Source organism: Shewanella yunxiaonensis (assembly GCF_018223345.1).
In the GTDB taxonomy this organism is placed as follows: Bacteria; Pseudomonadota; Gammaproteobacteria; order Enterobacterales; family Shewanellaceae; genus Shewanella; species Shewanella yunxiaonensis.
Window position 1 is genome coordinate 216092 of the sequence record NZ_CP073587.1, and the last position, 23598, is coordinate 239689.

23 protein-coding genes are annotated in these 23598 nt (G+C 47.8%); 16 read left to right on the forward strand and 7 right to left on the reverse strand.

The features are described 5' to 3' along the window. The first annotated feature begins 44 nt into the window (after positions 1–44). Positions 45–758, forward strand: a complete 714-nt coding sequence (gene rph / locus KDN34_RS01095; protein ID WP_212595126.1) for a ribonuclease PH — start codon at positions 45–47, stop codon at positions 756–758. Between the two features lie 48 nt (positions 759–806). Further along, positions 807–1448: an orotate phosphoribosyltransferase gene (gene pyrE, locus KDN34_RS01100; protein WP_212595127.1), complete on the forward strand. Its 642-nt coding sequence runs from the start codon at positions 807–809 to the stop codon at positions 1446–1448. Positions 1449–1517: 69 nt separating this feature from the next. On the opposite strand, the gene folE is transcribed toward pyrE, so the two are convergent. Next, on the reverse strand, positions 1518–2168 hold the full coding sequence (gene folE / locus KDN34_RS01105) for a GTP cyclohydrolase I FolE (RefSeq protein WP_212595128.1): 651 nt from the start codon (positions 2166–2168) through the stop codon (positions 1518–1520). Between the two features lie 366 nt (positions 2169–2534). Between folE and pyrC the strand changes: the two genes are divergently transcribed. After that, positions 2535–3563 carry a dihydroorotase gene (gene pyrC, locus KDN34_RS01110; protein ID WP_212595129.1) on the forward strand — a complete coding sequence of 343 codons (1029 nt, stop codon included), beginning with the start codon at positions 2535–2537 and terminating at the stop codon, positions 3561–3563. A 296-nt stretch (positions 3564–3859) separates the two neighbouring features. Here the strand turns inward: pyrC and slmA are convergent, their stop codons facing one another. Genes slmA through coaBC form a run of 3 tightly spaced genes read right to left on the reverse strand, consistent with a single transcriptional unit; the run spans position 3860 to position 6116 of the window. Next, a complete protein-coding gene (slmA, locus tag KDN34_RS01115) occupies positions 3860–4450 on the reverse strand; it encodes a nucleoid occlusion factor SlmA (protein WP_212595130.1) in 591 nt (196 codons plus the stop codon). A gap of 14 nt (positions 4451–4464) precedes the next feature. Beyond that, positions 4465–4923, reverse strand: a complete 459-nt coding sequence (gene dut / locus KDN34_RS01120; protein ID WP_212595131.1) for a dUTP diphosphatase — start codon at positions 4921–4923, stop codon at positions 4465–4467. After that, the gene (coaBC, locus tag KDN34_RS01125; RefSeq protein ID WP_212595132.1) at positions 4920–6116 is read right to left on the reverse strand and encodes a bifunctional phosphopantothenoylcysteine decarboxylase/phosphopantothenate--cysteine ligase CoaBC; all 1197 of its coding nucleotides are present in this window, start codon (positions 6114–6116) and stop codon (positions 4920–4922) included. The genes dut and coaBC overlap by 4 nt, the downstream gene beginning before the upstream one ends. A 136-nt stretch (positions 6117–6252) precedes the next feature. Between coaBC and radC the strand changes: the two genes are divergently transcribed. The 5 genes from radC (at position 6253) to KDN34_RS01150 (ending at position 9730) form a co-directional block, all read left to right on the forward strand. Next, the gene (gene radC / locus KDN34_RS01130; protein WP_212595133.1) at positions 6253–6930 is read left to right on the forward strand and encodes a RadC family protein; all 678 of its coding nucleotides are present in this window, start codon (positions 6253–6255) and stop codon (positions 6928–6930) included. Between the two features lie 122 nt (positions 6931–7052). Then, positions 7053–7289 carry a 50S ribosomal protein L28 gene (gene rpmB, locus KDN34_RS01135; RefSeq protein WP_028769274.1) on the forward strand — a complete coding sequence of 79 codons (237 nt, stop codon included), beginning with the start codon at positions 7053–7055 and terminating at the stop codon, positions 7287–7289. 6 nt (positions 7290–7295) lie between these two features. Further along, entirely contained in the window at positions 7296–7469 is a 174-nt protein-coding gene (gene rpmG, locus KDN34_RS01140) for a 50S ribosomal protein L33 (RefSeq protein WP_133040119.1), read from the forward strand. A 298-nt stretch (positions 7470–7767) separates the two neighbouring features. Next, positions 7768–9087: an amino-acid N-acetyltransferase gene (gene argA, locus KDN34_RS01145; RefSeq protein ID WP_212595134.1), complete on the forward strand. Its 1320-nt coding sequence runs from the start codon at positions 7768–7770 to the stop codon at positions 9085–9087. A 112-nt stretch (positions 9088–9199) separates the two neighbouring features. Then, entirely contained in the window at positions 9200–9730 is a 531-nt protein-coding gene (locus tag KDN34_RS01150; protein ID WP_212595135.1) for a PH domain-containing protein, read from the forward strand. Here KDN34_RS01150 and rarD read toward each other — a convergent pair. Continuing rightward, positions 9707–10594: an EamA family transporter RarD gene (gene rarD, locus KDN34_RS01155; protein ID WP_212595136.1), complete on the reverse strand. Its 888-nt coding sequence runs from the start codon at positions 10592–10594 to the stop codon at positions 9707–9709. The genes KDN34_RS01150 and rarD overlap by 24 nt on opposite strands. Positions 10595–10794: 200 nt before the next feature. Here rarD and recQ point away from each other — a divergent pair, with 200 nt between their 5' ends. After that, on the forward strand, positions 10795–12606 hold the full coding sequence (gene recQ, locus KDN34_RS01160; RefSeq protein WP_228730389.1) for a DNA helicase RecQ: 1812 nt from the start codon (positions 10795–10797) through the stop codon (positions 12604–12606). Here the strand turns inward: recQ and KDN34_RS01165 are convergent. Continuing rightward, a complete protein-coding gene (locus KDN34_RS01165; RefSeq protein ID WP_212595137.1) occupies positions 12588–14336 on the reverse strand; it encodes a hypothetical protein in 1749 nt (582 codons plus the stop codon). The two genes, recQ and KDN34_RS01165, sit on opposite strands and share 19 nt — an antisense overlap. 481 nt (positions 14337–14817) lie before the next feature. On the opposite strand from KDN34_RS01165, the gene leuA reads away from it, so the two are divergent. The 5 genes from leuA (at position 14818) to KDN34_RS01190 (ending at position 21372) form a co-directional block, all read left to right on the forward strand. Continuing rightward, positions 14818–16386, forward strand: coding sequence for a 2-isopropylmalate synthase (leuA, locus tag KDN34_RS01170; RefSeq protein WP_212595138.1), 1569 nt, complete (start codon positions 14818–14820; stop codon positions 16384–16386). Further along, complete coding sequence (leuB, locus tag KDN34_RS01175) at positions 16383–17477, forward strand: 3-isopropylmalate dehydrogenase (protein WP_212595139.1); 1095 nt, start codon at positions 16383–16385, stop codon at positions 17475–17477. Before leuA ends, leuB begins: the two co-directional genes overlap by 4 nt. 1 nt (position 17478) lies before the next feature. Then, the gene (gene leuC / locus KDN34_RS01180) at positions 17479–18888 is read left to right on the forward strand and encodes a 3-isopropylmalate dehydratase large subunit (RefSeq protein ID WP_212595140.1); all 1410 of its coding nucleotides are present in this window, start codon (positions 17479–17481) and stop codon (positions 18886–18888) included. 1 nt (position 18889) lies between these two features. Then, a complete protein-coding gene (gene leuD / locus KDN34_RS01185) occupies positions 18890–19495 on the forward strand; it encodes a 3-isopropylmalate dehydratase small subunit (RefSeq protein ID WP_212595141.1) in 606 nt (201 codons plus the stop codon). A gap of 533 nt (positions 19496–20028) precedes the next feature. Continuing rightward, on the forward strand, positions 20029–21372 hold the full coding sequence (locus KDN34_RS01190; RefSeq protein WP_212595142.1) for an outer membrane protein transport protein: 1344 nt from the start codon (positions 20029–20031) through the stop codon (positions 21370–21372). 67 nt (positions 21373–21439) lie between these two features. On the opposite strand, the gene KDN34_RS01195 is transcribed toward KDN34_RS01190, so the two are convergent. After that, positions 21440–21733 (reverse strand): hypothetical protein, encoded by a 294-nt coding sequence (locus KDN34_RS01195; RefSeq protein ID WP_212595143.1) that lies wholly within the window; start codon positions 21731–21733, stop codon positions 21440–21442. Between the two features lie 436 nt (positions 21734–22169). Here KDN34_RS01195 and mraZ point away from each other — a divergent pair, with 436 nt between their 5' ends. Both mraZ and rsmH read left to right on the forward strand, forming a co-directional pair. Next, positions 22170–22628 carry a division/cell wall cluster transcriptional repressor MraZ gene (gene mraZ / locus KDN34_RS01200; protein WP_212595144.1) on the forward strand — a complete coding sequence of 153 codons (459 nt, stop codon included), beginning with the start codon at positions 22170–22172 and terminating at the stop codon, positions 22626–22628. Positions 22629–22656: 28 nt separating this feature from the next. Next, positions 22657–23598, forward strand: coding sequence for a 16S rRNA (cytosine(1402)-N(4))-methyltransferase RsmH (gene rsmH, locus KDN34_RS01205; protein ID WP_212595145.1), 942 nt, complete (start codon positions 22657–22659; stop codon positions 23596–23598).

The following is a 23598-nucleotide window of genomic DNA, read 5'->3' on the forward strand; positions in this document are numbered from 1 at the left end:
AGGTCTTATAATAGCGCCACATTTATTCGATTCAGGAAGTTGTTATGCGCCCCAGCTCTAGAACACCGGCTCAAAACCGCCCGGTTACCATTACCCGTCAATATACCGCTCATGCTGAAGGCTCTGTGTTAGTGGAGTTTGGCAATACTAAGGTACTGTGTACAGCTAGTTTTGAAGAAGGTGTACCGCGTTTTCTTAAAGGGCAAGGGCAGGGCTGGGTGACTGCAGAATACGGCATGTTGCCACGTTCAACTCATAGTCGTATGGACCGTGAAGCAGCACGCGGTAAGCAGTCTGGAAGAACGCAAGAGATCCAACGTTTGATTGGTCGTTCTTTACGTGCAGCAGTTGATATGAAGTTGCTGGGTGAAAACACCATTGTCATCGACTGTGACGTTATTCAAGCCGACGGCGGCACCCGTACAGCAGCGATCACTGGTGGTTGTGTGGCATTGGTTGATGCGCTCAATTGGGCCCGCGCAAAAGGTATTATCAAAACTAATCCGTTGAAATTCTTGATTGCAGCTGTCAGTGTCGGCATTTTTGATGGCGAGCCGGTATGTGATTTGGAGTACGTAGAAGATAGTGCTGCTGAAACAGATATGAATGTGGTCATGACCGAAACTGGTAAAATCGTTGAGATTCAGGGAACCGCAGAAGGTGAGCCGTTCAGCCATGAAGAGCTGGCCAGCCTGCTCGAATTGGCCAAACACGGTATTCGCGAAATCGTTGATGTGCAAAAAGCGGCGTTGAGTTAATCAATTAAGCTACTGCGCCAAGATATCCCCTTAATAACAGGAATTGATGTGAAACCTTACCAGCGAGAATTTATCGAATTCGCCTTACAACGTAACGTATTACGTTTTGGCGAATTTACCCTTAAATCTGGTCGCAAAAGCCCTTATTTCTTCAACGCCGGACTGTTCAATACCGGTGGTGATTTAGCGCGATTGGGACGCTTCTATGCTGCCGCGCTTGTCGATGCCGCGATTGATTATGACCTGCTATTTGGTCCTGCCTATAAAGGCATCCCAATCGCTACCACTACCGCCGTAGCGTTGGCAGAGCACCATAATATCGATATTCCCTATTGCTTTAACCGTAAAGAGAAAAAAGACCACGGCGAAGGCGGTAGCTTGGTTGGTAGCGAGCTCAAAGGTAAGGTGATGCTGGTTGACGACGTGATCACCGCAGGTACCGCAATCCGCGAATCGATGGAGATCATCCAAGCGAATGGGGCATCACTCGCGGGGGTATTGATCGCGCTGGATCGTCAAGAAAAGGGCCGCGGAGAGCTATCAGCAATCCAGGAAGTTGAGCGTGATTTTGGTTGCCACATTGTAGCGATTATCAAATTGGCTGATTTGATTGCCTATCTGAGTGAAAAGCCAGGTATGGAAAGCGAACTGGCGGCTGTAAAAGCCTATCGCGAGCAGTACGGTATTTAAAGCTACTCGCTGCGCATTAAAAAAGCCTGGTGATATACCAGGCTTTTTTGTTACAGCATCCGTTGGGTGTTAACGTAATGGATGTAAAAATTCTGCGCGGGTTGCGGGATTGGATTTAAAAATACCTCCCAGCGCCGTTGTGGTAGTCGAACTGGTCGAATCCATAACGCCGCGTGCTTTGACACAGTAATGCACCGCATCAATTTTGACGGCCACATCTTTTGTTTCCAGCAAGGCTTGCAGTGCCACTAATACCTGCTGGGTTAACCGTTCTTGCACCTGCGGCCGTTGAGCAAAAAAGCGCACAATACGGTTAATTTTCGATAGGCCAATGATCTTTTTGCGTGGCAGATAGGCAATTGTCGCGGTGCCATCAATCGTCACCAAGTGGTGCTCACAGGTACTGGTCAGGCTAATATCCTGCACGCGTACCATTTCATCGAATCCCATCTTATTGTCGATAAGAGTGATTTTCGGAAAATTCTTATAATCCAAACCGGAGAAAATCTCATCGACGTACATTTTGGCAATACGCTTAGGTGTATCTGCCAGGCTATCATCGGTAAGATCCAACGACATCAACTGCAGAATTTCGCGCACATGTCCTTCGATTTTGGCTTTGCGTTCACCATTGGATAAGTCACAAGGCACCATGGGTGTTTCTAACCCTTTTTCTATCAGTGCGGCTTGTACTGTTTTTGCGGCTTCAGATAACGCCATTTTCGATTCTCCTGTGCAGGTACTACTAAAAGGCCGACTGCACATCACGGCAGTTGTGATATGTCTCACATTCTATCGGGGGGACGGATCATAGCGCGAATCTATATAAATGCACACTCTTTAGCATCATATTGACGAGTTATGGCGTTACATGCCATGCGTCTATTTCAGGCGTTGCCCTAAAAAAGTCTGTTAGTTTTTGGTATATTCTGACGCGATAACTGCAAATTTCTGCTAGGGTAGCGACAAAAAAATTGTATAGCACTTCCGCGATACATCTTGTTGCTTCAACGTAAGTGTCTTTGTCATAAAGGTAAAGCTTACTGAGAGCCCGTTAAACTTTGACTATTTTTGGTGGGAGCCACTATGACAACACTCACAATCATTCGTCCAGATGACTGGCATGTTCACCTTCGCGATGGTGAAGTGTTAACGGACACTGTGCGTGATATCAGTCGCTATAATGGACGCGGGGTGGTGATGCCTAACACTGTTCCGCCAGTGACGACCACTGAACTGGCCAAACAGTATCGTGAACGAATTATGGCTCAACCCCATGCTTCTCAGTTCCAGCCATTAATGACTCTTTATCTGACAGATAACACATCTCCTGAAGAAATTCGTACGGCTAAAGCCTCTGGCATTGTTGTCGCCTGCAAACTTTATCCAGCGGGAGCGACTACCAACTCGGATTCCGGCGTAACGTCTGTCAAGAATATCTACCCCGTACTCAACGCCATGCAGGAAGAGGGACTGCTGCTGCTTGTTCATGGAGAAGTTACCACCAAAGACGTGGATATTTTTGATCGGGAAAAGGCGTTCCTGGAAAACGTTCTGGCACCCGTTGTAAATGATTTTCCGAAGTTGAAAATCATTTTGGAACATATCACCACAGTGGATGCCGTTAATTTCGTGAAGAACGCCGGAGACAATGTCGCCGCGACGATCACTGCGCATCATCTGTTGTTTAACCGTAACCACATGTTAGCGGGTGGTATTCGCCCCCATTTTTACTGTTTGCCAATTTTGAAACGCGCAACCCATCAGGAAGCACTTATTGGCGCCGCAACATCGGGCTGTAAAAAGTTTTTTCTGGGAACTGATTCCGCGCCGCATGCAAAAGACCGCAAAGAGTCCTCCTGTGGTTGTGCAGGATCTTATACCGCTCATGCAGCTTTGGAGCTTTACGCAGAAGTGTTTGATAAAGCGGGTAAGCTGGAATCACTTGAAGCTTTTGCTAGCTTCAACGGTCCTGACTTTTATGGCTTACCTCGTAACCAGGATACCGTCACACTGGTCAAAGAAAGCTGGGACGTTCCTGCTACTTTGCCGCTTGGTAGCAATGTCATCGTGCCGATTCGTGGTGGTGAAAAAGTGGAGTGGAAAGTGAAATAAGCGTTCACTTATGAAGTAATTGTGGAAGATGGCTCATATCGTAAAGAAATGAGTCATCTTTTTATGTTAACAGCGCAGACTGCTCATGAGATTATTTACAACCTTATTCCAGTTTGGATTGCACTGTCTGATGGTGTAACGCCCAATCCGAGCTTGATTTTATAGTTTAGGTGGCCTGTCATAACTATGTTGGCGTATTGCCAGGGTGGGAGCCACCAATTCAAGATGTTCTGGGTAAGAGAACATCTTGAATCAAAGCCTCTTAAGCAGTTTTTACTGTTTGTAGTCTGCGAATTTTAACTTTGCAGCAGTTGTTTCTGAATAAATAACCACTGTTCTTCAAAGTGTTTGGTAGGCTTCTGGTGGAATTCGCTGCGCACAAATTGTGCAATACGTCCCTCTGCCACGGCTAACAACATATTGGCGAGAATGCCTTCATCTAAATGGAATTTTTGACCTTCTCTTAAAGACTTTTCACGCAGTATCTGTTTTAAGTTAGTTTCGAATTTTGCGAAAATTTGATTGACGCGCTCTCGCAAACGCTCGTGTTCGCCGAGCAACGCATCACCGTTGAGTAGGCGTGAAATCCCGGGGTTTCTCTCGGCAAATACCAGCAATAGTTGCAGCATGAGTTGGCAACGTCGCATGGTATCCTTTTCTTCCGTCATAATCAGATTGGCGCGAGACAGCAAAGACTCTTCGATAAATTCGATAAGACCTTCAAACATCCGTGCCTTGCTGGGGAAATGGCGGTACAGCGCCGCTTCAGAAACGCCCACTTCAGAGGCTAGCTTTGCGGTAGTGATCCTTTGACCAGGATTAGTTTCCAGCATTTGCGCCAGACTCTGCAGGATATGGTCCCGCCGATTGATTTTTTCTTTTGTCATGGTCGCGCTAAGACTCACTTGGTACCAGAATGGCCAAAGCCGCCTTCGCCGCGGTCAGAGGTTGCAAATTCGTCGACCACTTCAAATTGCGCTTGTACTACAGGGACAAACACAAGTTGCGCCAAACGATCACCAATTTCCAGTTTGAACGGTGTATTGCCACGGTTCCAGCAGGATACCATTAAGGGACCCTGATAATCAGAATCGATAAGGCCGACAAGATTGCCGAGCACGATGCCATTTTTATGACCAAGACCAGAACGTGGCAGAATAACGGCAGCTAACGCCGGATCGGCCACATGGATAGCGACGCCCGTTGGGATCAGCACAGTTTGTCCCGGTTCAACGGTCAGCGGCGCCTGGATCATCGCTCGCAGATCCATCCCGGCACTGCCAGGGGTGGCGTAAGCTGGCAACGGAAATTCACTGCCGATACGGCCATCAAGAATTTTTAGTTCAATCGGTGTTTTCATGGTTTGCTTTTATAGTTAACGATGAGATTCAGTAATTGTTTTGCCAAGTTAAGTTTATCTGTCGCAGGCAGATCGTGACAGCCATCTTTTGTAAAAACTTTCAGGGCGTTGTTATCTGCATTAAACCCTTGTCCGGCGACAGATACATCATTGGCGGCAATCATATCCAGCTGTTTACGGTGGAGCTTATCCAGCGCATATTGTGCTAAATTATGGGTTTCAGCCGCAAAACCGACGGTAAATGGGCGTGGCGTTTGCGCTGCAACGGTAGCCAGAATATCCGGGTTTTTGACCAGTTGCAGTTGCATGGTGTCATTGGTTTTTTTGAGTTTATTTTCAGCCGGATTTGCCACTCGGTAGTCTGCGACTGCCGCGCAGCCGATAAAGATCTGTTGTTCTGCAATGTTAGCCATCACCGCGGCCAGCATCTGTTCTGCCGATTCGACATCTATGCGCTTTACCCCAGCCGGCGTAGGCAGGTTGACTGGCCCCGTTACCAGTGTCACCTCGGCCCCCATCGCCGCCGCTGCAGTTGCCAGCGCGAACCCCATCTTCCCAGAGCTGTGATTGGAGATATAACGCACCGGATCGATAGCTTCCCGAGTCGGGCCCGCGGTCAGTAGTAATCGTTGCCCTTGTAATAACGGCGCAGTAAAAAATTGACTCGCTAATTCTGCAATCTCTAACGGTTCCAACATACGGCCGGGGCCGATTTCACCGCAGGCTTGGCTGCCGACGCCTGGTCCCCAAAGGGTAACTCCTCGGTCCGCCAATACCGTGAGATTATCTTGTGTTGCTGGATGCTGATACATCTGTTGGTTCATTGCCGGACAAACGACCAGCGGCGCTGCGGTGGCAAGTGCAATTGTCGTAATCAATTCATCTGCCATTCCCGCTCTGAAGCGCGCCAGCAGGTTAGCGGTGGCTGGGGCGACGATGTATAGATCCGCCCAACGTGCCAGCTCAATATGGCTCATTCCCGCTTCAGCAGTCGGATCGAGCAACTCGGTTGCAACGGGATGGCCGGACACTGCCTGTAAGGTCAACGGTGTGATGAATTGTGTGGCACTGGCACTCATCACTACTCTGACGTCTGCCCCTCGCTCTTTCAATCGGCGCACCAGATCAGCACTTTTGTAAGCAGCGATACCACCGCCAATACCCAACAGGATTTTTTTGTGCATCAAGCTCATAGGAAGATTCGACTTGGTGGAGTAACTGGCGCTAAACATACCATAAAGCATACGGTGTGTCGCAGTCACAGGTGGTAAAAGTTAGGCCATACTTAACTGCTAAGGATTTAGTGGGAACGGTGGAAAGGAGTCTGCAATGGCAATCAGAGACTGGCCAGATGGTGAAGGGCCTCGGGAAAAAATGTTACAACAAGGGGCGGGTGGTCTGAGTGACGCAGAGTTATTGGCTGTGCTGTTACGCAGTGGCTTACCTGGGCAGAATGCCGTGGATATGGCGCGCGATATGCTGCTGACGTTTGGCTCATTGCGACAATTATTAGCGGCACCGGTTGAACAGGTTTGCCGTTTGCCTGGGGTTGGACCGGTAAAATTTGCCCAGTTGCAGGCGGCAGCAGAGATTTCTCGCAGAATTTCGCGAGAAAAGCTGCAAAGAGGGACGGTTTTGACAAATCCTGATTTAACTCGCGACTATTTAATGAGACAATTGGCAGACCGAGCCTACGAAGTGTTTGCCGTACTATTGCTGGACAGCCAGCACAGGGTGATTCAGTTCGTTGAACTGTTTCGGGGAACATTGGATGCCGCTTCCGTTTATCCGCGAGAAGTCGTGCGTTTGGTGTTGGAAAAGCAGGCTGCAGCGGTCATTGTTTGCCATAATCATCCGTCTGGCGTGGCAGAGCCCAGTCTGGCGGATCGGCGAATTACCGAGCGATTGAAAAACGCGCTGACAACTATTGATGTTCCTTTGCTGGATCATATGGTTGTGGGCGATTGTGAGATAGTTTCGTTCGCTGAGCGCGGGTGGTTGGAATGATCATTGGCTTGATCTTTATTCAATTATCTAGTATAACATGCGCCCTCTTTGTGCCTCGGGCGACGGCCATACGGGGTACATGAATGCTCGAGCGTTAGAAATTGTTTTTGGAGAAGATTGACATGTCTAGAGTATGCCAAGTTACTGGCAAGCGTCCAATGGTTGGTAACAACCGTTCGCACGCGAAAAACGCAACGCGTCGTCGTTTCTTGCCTAACCTGCAGAACCATCGTTTCTGGTTAGAAGACGAAAAGCGTTTTGTTCAATTGCGCGTTTCTACCAAAGGTATGCGCATTATCGACAAGAAAGGTATCGAAGTTGTTGTAGCTGAACTTCGTGCCCGTGGCGAAAAGGTGTAATAGAAAATGGCTAAAGGTAAAGGCAACCGCGAAAAGATCAAACTGGTATCCAGCGCTAAGACAGGTCACTTCTACACTACTGACAAAAACAAGCGCAACATGCCAGAGAAAATGGAGATCAAAAAATTTGATCCCGTGATCCGTCAGCACGTTATCTACAAAGAAGCTAAAATCAAGTAATTGCTTTTATGCCGAATGCTGAAAAGCCCTTTGACTTATGTTGAAGGGCTTTTTTGTTATGGGATAGAAAACGCGCAAAATGTCGTCGGCTGTTATAGGATCGCCAAGTCTGTCGAACTGTTGTCATTTATTGCAGGTATAACAGAACTCAACAGATATTGCAGGTATAACAGAACTCAACAGATTTGGTGTGAAAATAAATGCTTTTAAAGTGAATTAAAATGCATTAGCATGACGCGCAATACATGCTATCCGCATGTTTTTCTTTTTATCGCTATTGTAAGAGGCAAAACACAAGGTGCGTACCACTGAATTGGTTGACTCCTTTCGTCACTCAGCTCCCTATGTCAATGCTCATCGCGGCAAGACATTTGTGGTAATGCTGGGCGGTGAAGCCGTTGCCCACGGAATGTTCCGTTCAATTATCAATGATGTTGCGCTGTTGCACAGCTTGGGGATCAAAGTGGTGTTGGTATATGGTGCCAGACCACAAATTGATGCCGCATTGGCACAGAACGATATCGAACCTGCGTATCATAATGGCGTGCGTATCACTGACGAAAGTACGCTCAAGGTGATTAAGCAGGTAGCCGGTTCACTACAGTTTGATATTACCGCCAGGTTATCCATGAGCCTGTCCAATACGCCAATGCAGGGCGCACAAATTAACGTTGTCAGCGGTAATTTTGTCATTGCTCAGCCACTAGGGGTGGATAACGGCGTGGACTTTTGCCTGTCAGGCAAAGTTCGCCGTATCGATACTCAAGGCCTGAAGCATATGCTTGATACCGGTGGTATCGTCCTGATGGGGCCGATTGCAGCGTCTGTTACTGGCGAAAGCTTTAACTTAACTGCAGAAGAGGTCGCAACCCAGGTCGCGATTAAACTGAAAGCAGACAAAATTATCGGTTTTTCATCACGCCACGGCATTGAAGACGAATTCGGTGAAGTGGTCGCTGAATTGATGCCAAATGATGCACAAAAGCTGCTCACCAGCCTAGCGGATCAGGAAGACATTGATCGCGGCACTCTGGCATTCCTGAAAGCCAGTATCGACGCCAGTCGCGCCGGTGTCCCACGTTGTCATCTGGTGAGTTATCAGGAAGACGGCGCGTTACTGCAGGAACTCTTTACCCGTGAAGGGATTGGCACCCAGATTGTCACTGAAAGTGCTGAACGGTTACGCCGGGCATCTATCACTGATATCGGCGGTATTTTGAACTTGATCCGGCCGTTGGAAGAGCAGGGTGTTTTGGTTAGACGTTCTCGTGAGCAACTGGAACGTGAAATCGAACAGTTCATGGTGATCGAACGTGATGGTTTAGTGATCGGTTGTGCGGCGTTGTATCCATTTGAAGAGGACAATGCCGGTGAATTTGCGTGTCTGGTCGTCCATCCAGACTATCGTGATGCTGACCGTGGCAGTTTGCTGCTGAAAAACATCATCAACCAGGCCAAGGTGCGAGGGTATGCACATCTGTTTGCCCTAACAACCCGCAGTATTCATTGGTTCCTAGAGCATGGTTTTGAGATGGTGGAAGTCGAAGCCTTACCGCAGAAGAAAAAGCAGTTATACAACTATCAACGACGTTCAAAAATTTTACGTCTTGAACTCTAATCTTAAAGCCCTGCAACGCAGGGCATTTTTTAATGCAAGAATGAAAAGTTGACATATTATGTCGACTGGCTAAAAATAAGTCTCAAACACTTCAGGATATCGGGTACTTATCATGGAAAGCCAATGGTTTATACTCGCACCGCTAGGGAAAACTGCACATGTCAGCTTCATGCTCTTGTTATTAGTGTTGCTGGCACTGCTCATGTTTTTATTATTCAAACCAATGCCTGCAACTGCTAAAGCCACCTCCGCTGGCCTGTTACTAGCGACGATAGGTTTTTTCACCTGGATATACTGGCAAGCCAATAACGCAGGATTATCGCTTTCCGCGAAAACACTGGATATCAAGGTGCCTTTATATAGCCAAAGTATTGCGTTATCCCATCTACAGTTACAGCAGGCGCAAACAATTAATCTCGCCGACAAGGCAACCCCGGCTTTATCGTGGCGTACTAATGGCGTTGGATTACCTGGGTATAGTTTAGGTTGGTTTCGACTGGATTCTGGCAGCAAAGCGTTTGCTGCCGTCACCGATAGTCATAATGTAATAATGGTGCCTACAGATTTAGGCTACACCTTGTTACTGAGTACCGTTGATCCCTCATCGCTTTTGCGGGCATTACAAGCGGCGTCTACGCCTTAACAGCATGTTACTAGTGAAGACCGCCAGCGCTGCCCAGATAAAGCCAAAAGTCACGCTTTTTTCCATATCAAAACGTTCGTGGAACCAGGTAATGGCCATAATGAACATGATACTGGGACCGACATATTGAAAGAACCCAAGCGTACTTAAAGGAATACGGACCGCCGCACCAGCAAAACATAGTAAAGGAATGGTAGTGATGATCCCGGCGGCAATCAGTAACAGATTTAAATGCCAGCCATTGGCGAACATGTGGCTGGTTGTTGGTGCATCACCCCATATCACATAAAGGATCGCGGGTGGCACCAGTACGGCCGTTTCCACTAACAGCCCGGTGGCAGCGTCAATGTTGACCTTTTTGCGCAGTAAGGCATAAAAACCGAACGTGGCCGCCAAGCCTAAAGATACCAGCGGTATAGATCCAAAGGAGATTAATTGAATAGCTACTCCTGACGCAGCTAACAACACTGCCAGCCATTGCCAGCGATTGAGCTTTTCAGACAAAAATATTAGGCCGAGCATCACGTTGAACAACGGATTGATAAAATAGCCGAGACTGGCATCCAACAGGTGATCATTGTTGACTGCCCAGATAAACAACAGCCAGTTGCCCGCAATCAGAACTGATGTTACCAGGAGTACTGACAGCTGTTTCGGCCGACGTAATAGTGCTCTGAGCTGACCAAATCCGCCCATAAAACTCATCATGATCCCCATCAGTAGGAACGACCAAATGATGCGATGAATAAGGATCTCAATCGGAGATACCTGATGTAGCAATTTAAAATAGAGTGGGGCAAATCCCCAAAAAATATAGGCACAAAGTGCCAGAATAATGCCTTTATGGTATTCAGATTCAGCCATGGAAAGTATTTGAAAAGAACTTAGGAACTGGATTGTATGGGGCAAGCCACTGAATACGCAAGCACACTTAAGAAGTGAATAATCTCAACACCGGAAAACGCTGATTGTGGCTGGTGCTCTGGTTGAATTGTCCGTTAAAATAGTACTGAATTTTGCCATAATAATTGATGATGGAACACGCTCTTACTTCGCATTCAGCAATGCTTTCACAAACAGCAATAGCGCCATTGGAACTGATGCTGCGTCAAGTATTCGGCTATCAAAGTTTTCGTCTCGGACAACGCGAGGTGATGGACCAGATACTGAGCGGGCAGGATTGCTTGGTCGTTATGCCCACCGGTGGCGGCAAAAGCCTGTGTTACCAGTTGCCTGCATTGCTGATGCCGGGATTGACGATTGTGGTATCGCCTTTGATCTCCTTAATGAAGGATCAAGTCGATAGCTTATTGCAATCGGGGGTTAATGCGGCTTACCTCAATTCATCTTTGCCGCGGGAACAGCAACTACAGATATTGCGACAACTGCATGAGCGAGAGCTGCAACTGCTTTATATCTCACCCGAGCGGCTATTGCAGCCAACCTTCCTAGAGCGGCTGCAGCATTTGTCCGTGTCGATGTTTGCCATTGATGAAGCCCATTGTATCAGTCAATGGGGTCATGATTTTCGCCCTGAATACGCTCAGCTCGGTATTTTAAAACAGTCATTTCCTCATATCCCGGTAATGGCGCTGACGGCAACCGCTGATCAAACTACGCGGTTGGATATTTGTCAGCGACTACAGATCCATCCATACGAATTGCTCTCCAGTTTTGACCGTCCAAACATTCGCTATACCGTTGCAGAAAAATTAAATGCGGCTAATCAGCTACGGCAATTTATTACAACGCAGCAAGGGGCCTCAGGTATTGTGTATTGCTCTAGTCGTCGTCGCGTGGATGAGGTGGCTGAACGGCTGCGGCAACAAGGGTTTTCTGCTGAGGCATATCATGCTGGTATGACTCAGGAAGCGCGCAGTAGTGTGCAAGAGCGGTTTCTGAAAGACCAACTGGATATCGTGGTGGCAACAGTGGCCTTTGGTATGGGGATCAACAAATCCAATGTGCGTTATGTGGTGCATTATGATTTGCCTAAAAGCATCGAGTCCTACTATCAAGAAACGGGACGAGCCGGTCGGGATGGGTTGGAAGCCGAGGCTTTATTATTATTTGAACCGGCGGATATTGGCCGTGTACGCCATCTGATTGATCAAGGTTCGCCCGGACCGCAACAGGATGTGGAATTACATAAGTTAAATACCATGGCGGCGTTTGCTGAAGCCCAGACTTGTCGTCGACAGGTACTACTGCATTATTTCGGTGAAACGGCGGATAAGCCGTGCGGCAACTGTGATATCTGCCTAGATCCTCCTAAACGTTATAACGGTACTGAAGATGCTCAGAAGGTACTGTCATGCGTCTATCGCTTAAAACAGCGTTTTGGTATCAATCATGTTATTGAGGTGCTGCGTGGAGCAAGTGTTGCGGCCGTGGTTGAACGAGGCCACGATAAATTATCTACATGGGGGATTGGTAAAGATAAATCCCATGAACATTGGTTAAGTGTTATTCGTCAACTGATCCATCTGGGGCTGATTAACCAAGACATCACTCGCGGCTCATGTCTCACACTCAATGATGCAGCCAGACCGGTCCTTAAGGGAAATGTGGCGCTGATGTTGGCCGAACCGCGACTGACAATACCGGTGACCAGACGTCGTCACGGACATCAGGCACCGTTAAATTATGATCGAAAGCTATTCGCCAGATTGAAAATGTTACGTCGCAGTGTGGCGGAGGATTTAGATGTACCACCGTATCTGGTTTTCAACGACGCCACCCTAGCTGAAATGGCAGCGATATTACCCACCAGCGAAAGAGAACTGCTCGCTATCAATGGTGTCGGAGAACGGAAACTGGCGCGGTTTGGCAATCCCTTTTTGGATGAAATCACGGCTTACTTGGCCGGAGACTGAAAACTCTCCTCATTACGGCTGCGACTGAGTTGGCTGATACTCGCCCTTTTGAGCAGTGTTTGTAATGTGTCGGGCTGCTTCAGTGAGGCGATTCCGACATGTGATTTACTGGTATGCCAGTGCTGTAATACAGGATCAAGTTGCTCAACGACACGTTCCGAACCGGCGTTTGACGTATAGGGCAGGATGACGAGTAGTTCCTCCGCAGAATGCTGGATCAGCTTATCCTGCTCTCTTAATTTTTTTTCAATCTCGTCCTGTAACGCCGGCAAATCAATCTGACGCACATGACGAATATCTACCAGCAGTATGCTGAGCGGTTGGCCGGTCTTTTTGGCGTTAGCCAACATGCTTTCTGCCAACTGTTCATCATTACTTTGAGCTAAGTTGGTGACTAGCGTCCAGCCACGACTTTTACTGAATACCCATAAGGCCATGCCGGCAATTACCAACAGCAGAAAGATAACCAATGCATAAATACGATCAAGTTGTTGCTGCTGATTGAGCGTCGCTTCGCGAATTTGCTGTTGCGCCTGAGTTTGTTGTTGTTCTTGTAGCTCCAACTTGGCTTTGTACTGCATAAACTGGGTATTATTGAGTTTTTCTTGCGCCTTTTGATTTGCCTCAACGGCAAGTTGCATAGCTTGGTAGGCATCGCTGTAGTCTTTATTTTGAGCGTGAATTTTGGCTTGCAGTGTATACGCCCGGGATAGGTCATCGAATTGAGCCAGCTGTGCTGAAATGTCAGCAGATGATTGCAAATATTCTAGTGCTGCTTTGGGATTTTTCTGGGCCAGGCGGATTTCAGCCATTAAACGGTTTACTCGAAGTAATTGCAGTAAATCATTATTTTTTTTAAAAATTTCAGTCGCACTTGTGACGGAGGCTTCTGCTTCCGTGATATTACCCAAACTTAATTCAATAGAACCTATTTGCGCTTGGCTTAATGCGTGCTCTATGGAGGAGCCAATTTCAGGCAATAGATTAATGGCTTTTTGCAGCATTTCGACGCTTTTATTTTTGTCACCGGAATCCAATGCAACTCTTGCACTCATGACTGCCAAAGATTGCTGTATTTTTCCTTTAGTATCGGGAAGTTTTAACGCTAAGTTCAGGTAATAATCGGCTTGAGAAAGATCCCCTGTCGCGTGCATTACTCCAGCCATATCGGCATAAATGTACGCGAGCGGCGGCCAAGTCCAATTTTCTCGTTGATTCTTGATGTCAGGATAAACATCAATGGCCAATCGCAGACTCTCAATGGCAGATGTGTAATTGCCAATGCTGAATTCAAAAGCACCTTTTAATCGCAAAGCGCCGACCAGTGCTTGAGGTTGGTTACGGTTTTTGGCGTCATCAATAGCAGAATCCAAAAGAGGAAAGGATTTCTTGAGGTCGTCTTCATCTCCGTAACCATCTGCTTCACAGATTTGGAAGTAAGGCAGTGCTTGTTCTAATTTTAGCTGTTTTGCTTGGCGCTGAGCTTTTTGCGCCAAGACAATTGCTGCTTGATGTTCGCCTGTTTGTAAAAGCACTCCGCATTCTAGCAGTTGTAGCCGCAATAGCTGTTTATCAGCAAGAGATTGCTTTTTCAGTGAATCTAACTGTTGGTTAGCTTGACTGGGATATTGATAGACCAAAGAAACCAGTTCATCCAGAGCTTCATTGGTATCGGCGAGCGCTGGTGTGATAACAAACAGCAAACTCAATACCAAAATGCGAAAGTCCATTTACTCTCCGTTTTTTCTTTGCAATCCAGTGGTGAAAAATCGAGCGGCGATTATAACGTGTTTTAATGGTTTTGTTGCACAGGAAATCAATGGTATGACATTTTTAACGATTTTATTGTTATCTGGTGCCGATAACGCTGCAAATTTAATAGATTTGGCAGATGACTAAATGAAATTGTCTCAGAAATGAAAATTGGGTTGACAGCAGCGCTTAAGCCGGTTAATTATTGGACCGCACCGTTGAATAGTTCCGGTGGCACAGTGACAAATGACAGACGAATTTTTAGTATATTTGGTATGAAAAACTACAGCAAATCACTCTCTCTCCTCCTCCTTACTCTCGCAAGCGCTGCGCGGAGGAGTTGATGCTGTCTACCAGATAGTGAAAGGAAAACTCAAAACCCCGCGCCGAATACGCGGGGTTTTTTGTTTTCAGCATTAATGTATTGATATGACCGATATCTACCGATGGAGAAATCAGATGTCTGACAAAGTATTTATTTTTGATACCACATTGCGTGACGGTGAACAGGCGTTGGCAGCCAGTCTGTCCGTAAAAGACAAATTGCAGATCGCCCTGGCACTTGAACGCCTGGGGGTAGACATCATGGAGGTGGGCTTCCCGGTGTCTTCTCCCGGTGATTTTGAATCAGTGCAAACCATTGCTCGTACTATCAAAAACAGTCGTGTTTGTGCTTTGTCTCGCGCACTGGAAAAAGATATTGATGCGGCAGCCCAGGCGCTGGCGGTGGCAGAGCAGTTCCGTATTCATACGTTTATCTCCACGTCCAACATTCACGTTGAAAGCAAGCTGAAACGCTCTTTTGACCAGGTATTGGAAATGGCCGTTGGCGCCGTTAAATATGCCCGTCGTTTCACCGATGATGTCGAGTTTTCTTGCGAAGATGCTGGTCGTACGCCAATCGATAATCTGTGCCGCATGGTTGAAGCCGCAATTACTGCCGGGGCGCGTACCATCAATATTCCCGATACCGTGGGTTACACTATTCCCAACGAGTTTGGTGGCATAATCCAGACGTTGTTTAATCGGGTCCCCAATATTGATCAGGCGGTGATTTCCGTACACTGCCATGACGATCTGGGGTTGTCCGTGGCAAACTCTATTGCTGCAGTGCAGCAGGGCGCTCGCCAAATCGAATGTACCGTCAATGGTATTGGTGAGCGTGCCGGTAACTGTTCTCTGGAAGAGATTGCGATGATCCTGGCCACCCGTAAAGATTTCCTGGGTTTGGAAACCAGTATTAATGCCAAAGAAATTTATCGGACTTCCGCGTTAGTGAGCCAGATATGCAACATGCCGGTGCAGCCTAACAAAGCGATTGTTGGCTCCAATGCCTTTACCCACTCCTCTGGTATTCATCAGGACGGCATGTTGAAGGCGAAAAATACCTATGAAATCATGACGCCGGAAAGCATCGGGCTGAATCGCAACAATCTGAACATGACCTCTCGTTCTGGCCGCCATGTGATTAAACACCGGATGCAGGAGATGGGTTATGGCGAAAATGATTACTCACTGGATGTGCTGTACGACAAATTCCTGAAATTAGCCGATAAAAAAGGTCAGGTATTTGATTATGACCTGGAAGCGCTGGTGTTCATGGAAGGTAAGATTGAGGGCGATGAATATTATCAGATGGAGCAGTTGGCGATTGCGTCGGACTCTATCAAGGGTGAAGCATCTGCCACTGTACAATTGAATATTGGTGGTGAAAGTGTCAACGCTACCGCCAACGGTAACGGCCCGGTGGATGCCGCTTATCATGCGATTGCCAAGGCCAGCGGCACTGAAGTAAATATCAACAGTTACAAGCTGAGTGCTAAAGGTGAAGGCCAGGATGCGCTGGGACAGGTGGATATTACCGCGCGTTACCGCGGGCAGAATTTCCACGGCGTGGGCTTAGCCACAGATGTGGTTGAAGCATCTGCATCCGCACTGGTATATGTGATGAACCTGATCCACCGCGCGGACCAGGTTGCCGATCAAAAACAGAAAATTATGGAAAAGAAGGAATTGGGTGGCGTATGAGTTACAAAGTAGCCGTATTGGCGGGCGACGGTATTGGCCCGGAAGTGATGGCCGAGGCTCGCAAAGTGCTGGTAGAGGTAGAAAAGCGTTTCGGTCTGGACATTGAATATAGTGAATATGATGTTGGTGGCGCGGCTATTGATAACCATGGATGCCCATTACCCGAAGCAACACTGAAAGGTTGCGACCAGGCCGATGCCATATTATTTGGTTCTGTGGGGGGGCCCAAATGGCAGCATTTGCCACCCGACAGTCAGCCTGAGCGTGGAGCCTTATTGCCACTGCGTGGTCATTTTCAGCTGTTCTGTAACCTGCGTCCGGCAAAATTACATGATGGCTTGGAGGCATTGTCGCCGCTGCGTGCCGATATCTCTTCCCAAGGCTTTGATGTCGTGTGTGTGCGCGAATTGACTGGCGGTATCTACTTTGGCAAACCCAAAGGTCGTCAGGGCGAAGGCGAAACTGAAGAAGCGTTTGACACCATGCGCTACAGTCGTCGTGAAATTCGCCGCATCGCGAAGATTGCCTTTGAAACTGCCCGGCTGCGCAAGCAAAAAGTCACCTCAATTGATAAAGCCAACGTACTTGCCTGTTCCGTACTGTGGCGTGAAGTTGTCGAAGAAGTGGCAAAAGATTACCCCGATGTCACGCTGGAGCATATGTACATCGATAATGCCACCATGCAATTGCTGCGGCGCCCATTTGATTTTGATGTGGTGCTGTGCTCTAACCTGTTTGGTGACATTCTGTCTGATGAAATTGCCATGTTGACGGGTTCCATGGGGCTGCTGTCCTCGGCCTCCATTAATGGCAGCGGCTTCGGTTTATATGAGCCTGCTGGCGGCAGCGCCCCGGATATTGCCGGCAAAGGGATTGCTAATCCGGTAGCGCAGATCCTCTCTGCCGCACTGATGCTGCGTTATTCTCTGCAACAGGAAGATGCGGCTTGTGCTATTGAGCGAGCAGTCGGCAAAGCCTTGGCCGAGGGTTTCCTTACTGGTGAGCTGTTACCCGCTGCACAACGTGACCAGGCCAAAACAACCAAGCAGATGGGCGACTTTATCGCCAATGCGATCCGGGAAGGTGTGTGACATGGGAAAAACATTGTACGAAAAAGTGTGGGATACCCATGTGGTGGCCACCCCTGAAGGCGAAGCGCCAATCATCTATGTTGATCGGCACCTGGTTCATGAAGTGACTTCACCGCAAGCATTTAGTGGCTTAAAAATGGCGGGTCGTAAACTGCGCGCCCCCGAAAAGACTTTTGCCACGATGGATCACAACACCTCTACTCGCAGTGCCAGTCTGGACGCCCTGAGTCCGATGGCTCGGACTCAGGTGGAAACCCTGCAACAGAATTGCCAGGACTTCGGCGTCCGCCTTTACGACATTCATAATCCCAGACAAGGGATTGTGCATGTGATGGGGCCGGAGTTAGGGATCACTTTGCCCGGTACTGTCATCGTCTGCGGCGATTCGCATACCGCTACTCACGGTGCGTTTGGGGCCTTGGCCTTTGGTATTGGTACCTCTGAAGTGGAGCATGTGCTGGCAACCCAGACACTGCGGCAGCTGAAAGCCAAAACCATGAAAATCGAAGTCCGTGGACAGGTCGGTGAAGGGATTACTGCCAAAGATATCGTCCTGGCCATTATCGGTAAGATTGGCATGGATGGCGGTACCGGTCATGTTGTCGAATTCTGTGGTGACGCCATCCGCGCGTTGTCGATGGAAGGCCGCATGACATTGTGCAACATGGCTATCGAAATGGGCGCTAAAGCTGGCATGGTTGCGCCAGATCAAACCACGTTTGATTACTTGCAGGGTCGAGAATTTGCACCTAAAGGTGAAGCCTGGGAACAGGCGGTAGCTGCTTGGAAGCAGCTGCACAGCGACGCAGATGCCAAATTTGATGTGACAGTAGTGTTGGAAGCCGCTGACATAGCACCGCAACTGACCTGGGGGACAAATCCTGGACAAGTCACCGCTATTGACCAACCTGTGCCAAATCCGGCCGATGAAGCCGATCCTGTAGTGCGTGGCAGCATGGAAAAGGCACTGCAGTATATTGGGTTGACCCCCGGTACCTTGATGACAGATGTGGCGGTTAATAAAGTTTTCATTGGTTCCTGTACTAATTCGCGCATTGAAGATCTGCGCAGTGCGGCAGCGCAAATCCGCGGCCGTAAAGTCGCGGCTAGTGTGAATGCGATTGTGGTACCAGGATCTGGTCAAGTGAAAGCTCAGGCAGAAGCAGAAGGTTTGGATAAGATTTTCATTGATGCCGGTTTTGAATGGCGCTTGCCTGGCTGTTCAATGTGTCTGGCAATGAATGATGACCGCTTGGCCCCTGGTGATCGTTGTGCATCTACCAGTAACCGTAATTTTGAGGGCCGTCAGGGACGCGGAAGCCGCACCCATCTGGTAAGCCCGGCAATGGCCGCCGCCGCCGCAATTGCGGGTCATTTCGTTGATATTCGCCAGAGTGCAGAGGAGAAATAAGATGCAGGCTTTTACTGTTCATACCGGGATTGCCGTGCCTCTGGACAATGCCAACGTCGATACCGACCAAATTATTCCTAAGCAGTTTCTGTCTAAAGTCACTAAAGATGGCTTTGGGGTGCATCTGTTTCATGATTGGCGCTATCTGGACGATGCAGGAACTCAGGCAAATCCTGATTTTGTAATGAATCAGGCACGTTACCAAGGGGCTTCTATCTTATTGGCGCGGGAAAACTTCGGTTGTGGCTCCAGCCGTGAGCATGCACCATGGGCACTGGCTGACTATGGACTGCGTGCGATTATTGCCCCGAGCTTCGCTGATATCTTTTATGGTAATGCGATTAACAATGGCTTGTTACCAGTTAAATTGGCCGCTAATGAGGTCGATCAGCTGTTTGAGGAAGTGACTGCGAAGGTTGGCGCCAAAGTGACGGTGGATTTACAGGCCTTAGAGGTTATTGCGCCGAGTGGTAAGCGTTTTGCCTATACACTTGCACCGTCTGCACGTCACAATTTGTTGAATGGCTTGGATGCCATCGGCTTGACCTTGGGACATGAAGCCCAAATTGCTGAATATGAAGGAAAACTACCTGCTTGGCGCGGGTAAGTTAATCAGCAATAAAAAAGAGCCTGCGGGCTCTTTTTTATTTTCAGCGTACACCTGTACTACCAATAATCCGATGTTACTCATATAAGCTTGAAGTAAAGTTACTCGAGTTGTCTTCTTTTTATTATGAATGCAATAAATATCTAAATATTTCAATATATTAACTACGTGCCTTGCTAAGGTTTTTATCGGCAGCAATTAATGGCAGTGATTTATACTGAAGAATTAATTTAAAAATGGCGAACATTTGTTTATTTATAATTTAAATAAAAAATAAATAAAAACAATATATTAATAAAAATATTGAAAATTTATAAAGATATTTAAGAGTATATTTGTTCCTGATTTTTTGAAATTTAATTGTTTAAAACTAGTGTTTGATAAAAATTTATCACTTATATTTTCACTAAAGCAGAATAAAACTCTGAATTATTGGCAATGCTTGCAAAGATCTTCTGTCGCGGTAAACTGCATCGCCAAAATAATAACAAGTATTTCAACAATTATACTCAACAGACTAGACGAGAATAACAATGAAGAAACAAAAGATTACTTTAGCCATATCAATAGCGATTTTGGGGATCGCAGCTCAGACTCAGGTTCAGGCGGCAGGTTTCCAATTAGCAGAATCCTCCGCGACCGGACTCGGCCGCGCGTTTGCCGGTGAAGGTGCTTCAGCTGAAAATGCTTCCGTTCAGGCGCGTAATCCAGCCATGCTGAGTTACTTAGAAGGTCGACAAATGTCGGTTGGTGCTGTTTACGTTATGCCTTCTGTAAGCACTCCCGGCACTCTTACTATTGATTCAGCATTATTGCCACAGTCAATTTCCATGAATGCGGATGTGGACGATGTGGCCAATAACGCATTAGTGCCAAATTTCTATTATTCCAGCCAATTGAATGACCGTTGGACATGGGGTCTGGCAATTAACTCCAACTATGGTTTATCCACCGAGCTTGATAGCACTGCAGCAGCGGCTATTTTCGGCAACAAAACGTCGGTCACTACGGTTGAAGTGAATCCAAACATTGCCTATCGCATCGACCAACGCTTCACCGTCGGCGGCGGTTTGCGTTACGTCTATGGCAAAGGGGAAATTGGTGCATCCACGCCTGGATGGATCAGTGCTGTGGGGGCTTATGTGCCATCATTGGCGTCCAGTTTGCCACCAGCTGGTACTGAACTGAAGTATCTGAAAGGTGATGATTACGGCTACGGTTACCAGGTGGGTGCCAGCTGGCAAATTGATCCTAACAACCGTATCGGGGTTTCTTATCACAGCAAAGTCGATCTGACCCTCAGTGGCCATGCCAGTGGCTTACTGTACACCGGTGGCTCCAGCCAAGTAGACGGTTACCTGCCACTGGAACTGCCTGCCTTTGCCGAACTGTCATCTTTCCATCAGTTGACCGATAACTGGTCAATGCAAGCCAGTGTCAACTGGACCGATTGGAGTGTGTTTGACGAGTTAGTGGCCTACTTCCCAGGTGAGCAAAAGCCATTGGGCAATATCACCAGTGATGTTGTTAAAGAAGAACACTTCAAAGATAACTGGCGCTTTGCGCTCGGTACTATGTATCACATCAATGAATCCTGGTTATTGCGTGCCGGTGTCGCCTTGGATAAGACCGCTGTAAGTGATGAAAATCGTACCATCACAATTCCGGATAGTGATCGTCACTGGGTCAGTGTTGGGGTGGGTTACGCTGCTACCAAAAATCTGAATATCGATTTGGGCGTCAGTTATCTGCGTACTCATGGTTCTGCTCCCATTAACGAAACCCAGAATATGCTAGGTTTAGCTCAAGTGACGTTTGATGGTGAATCTACAGGCCATGTATGGCTGGCAGGTTTGCAGGTATCTTACAAGATTTAATCGCTGCATATTCAGCAAAAACCCCGCATAGCGGGGTTTTTTTATTGTTGATGTCTAAGGTTTTGCTTTAAACATCAATATCAATAAAAGTACCTTTGCCTTCTTCGACCGCTTTTGCTGGTGGTGGTTGGTCCGCCTGTCTACGACTGGATTTACGACGTTCACGGGCGAATGGCTTTTGCTCTTTACGGCGATCGTAGCGGAGTCTGCGATCATTATTCACCGGTTGTTGGAATTGCGGATCATCCGGGTTATACGCGGCGATAGCCGTAGCTGTACTCACCTGCTGAACATCTTTCTGCGGTTCATAGGTGGCTTTAGCCGGTTGCGCTACCATGGCGTAGATACTGTCTAATCCCATACCGGTTCCTCTTAACGGCGATGATAAAAATGGGTTAAAATGTCCCTCTAAATTTATTATCGACCGATCCTGATCACATTTTAGTCTTTTTTGTCCATTTGTTGTGTATAATTTGTTCTTCAATCTCGCCCAAAATGATTCCTCAAGTGTCTCAGTCTTGCCACTTACAGCGCTGTTTTCTCCACAATCGTGGTTAGCTTTTTCATCGACCAGTGTCTCTATCACGTTAATTAGCAAGAAATAGTTGTGTACATCCACAAAAATCCACTTTTTTACGCAGATCCCAAACTTTGAATCATGCCAGTCTAACCCGCTTGGAGACTGGCTTTAAACGGGATCCCGTCCCTTGACAAGCTTTATTGACTATCCCTACACTTAGCACTTGTGGGAATTTGTGGAAAATAGTGGATCAAAAAGGATCAAAGGGGACTGACGAGTGTTTTCCGGGGCCAGTGCGCTGAATTTGGATGCCAAAGGACGGATCGCGATGCCAACGCGATTCCGCGAAGATTTGCGCGCCCAAGAACAAGGCAAGCTCGTCGTGACCGTTGATATTCAGTCACCATGTCTGTTGATTTACCCCGCCGAAGAATGGGCCAAAGTGCTGGCAAAGTTGCTGAAACTTTCTGATCTCCAACCTCAAGAGCGAGCAATAAAGCGGCTGTTGTTAGGTTATGCCCAAGACTGCGAACTGGACAGTAATGGCCGTATTTTGCTGACCCCGCCACTGCGGCAATATGCCGCACTCGATAAAAAGGCGATGTTAGTCGGTCAGTTGAACAAATTTGAGTTGTGGGATGAGCAGACATGGCAGCAGCAGCTGGCCGATAGTCTGAATTTGATCCAAAGCGATGGACTGGAAGCCAGTGAGCGGTTGGCGGATTTTTCACTCTGAAGCAGCGATATAACTAAAGAAGAGATTGATGAGTCAGAATTACGCGCACCAGTCGGTTTTGCTGCAGGAAGCAATCGACGGTTTGAATATCCGCCCTGATGGCATTTATGTCGACGGTACTTTTGGTCGTGGTGGTCACTCGCGTCAAATTCTTAGTCGGCTTGGACCCAATGGCCGCTTAATCGCTATCGACCGTGACCCGCAAGCCATTGCTGCGGCTGAGGCGCTGGCTGATGATACGCGTTTCTCTATTATTCACGGTGGTTTTGGTGGGCTGGCAGGCTACATCGATGACTTAGGATTGACCGGCAAGATCGACGGGGTACTGTTAGACCTTGGCGTTTCTTCTCCACAACTTGATGATGCGGACCGTGGTTTCAGTTTCTTGCGTGATGGCCCATTAGACATGCGCATGGACAACAGTAAGGGTGAAACTGCGGCAGAGTGGTTGGCTCGCGCTGATGTTGAAGACATGGCCTGGGTATTTAAAACCTATGGCGAAGAGAAAAATGCCCGGCATATCGCCCGTTGTATCGCGGCTGATCGTGACACCACGCCTTTTTTACGCACCAAAGATCTGGCCTCACTCATTGAACGCATTACTAAGCAGCGTGAACGCAACAAACATCCCGCTACCAGGGTGTTTCAGGCGATCCGTATTTACATCAATAGCGAACTGGATCAAATCCAGCAGGCGCTGGATGGTGCTTTAGCCGTATTGGCACCCGCAGGCCGCTTATCAGTGATTAGCTTTCATTCGCTGGAAGATCGGTTAGTCAAACGCTTTATGCGCCACCACAGTCAGGCGGCAGAAGTCCCTTATGGTTTGCCCGTAACAGAAGATCAGTTGCAACAGAATCGCAAACTGAAAACGCTTGGCAAAGCCATCAAACCTTCAGATGCAGAACTTGATGTGAACGCCCGTGCTCGCAGTTCGGTGTTGCGCGTCGCAGAACGCTTAGGGGATTGA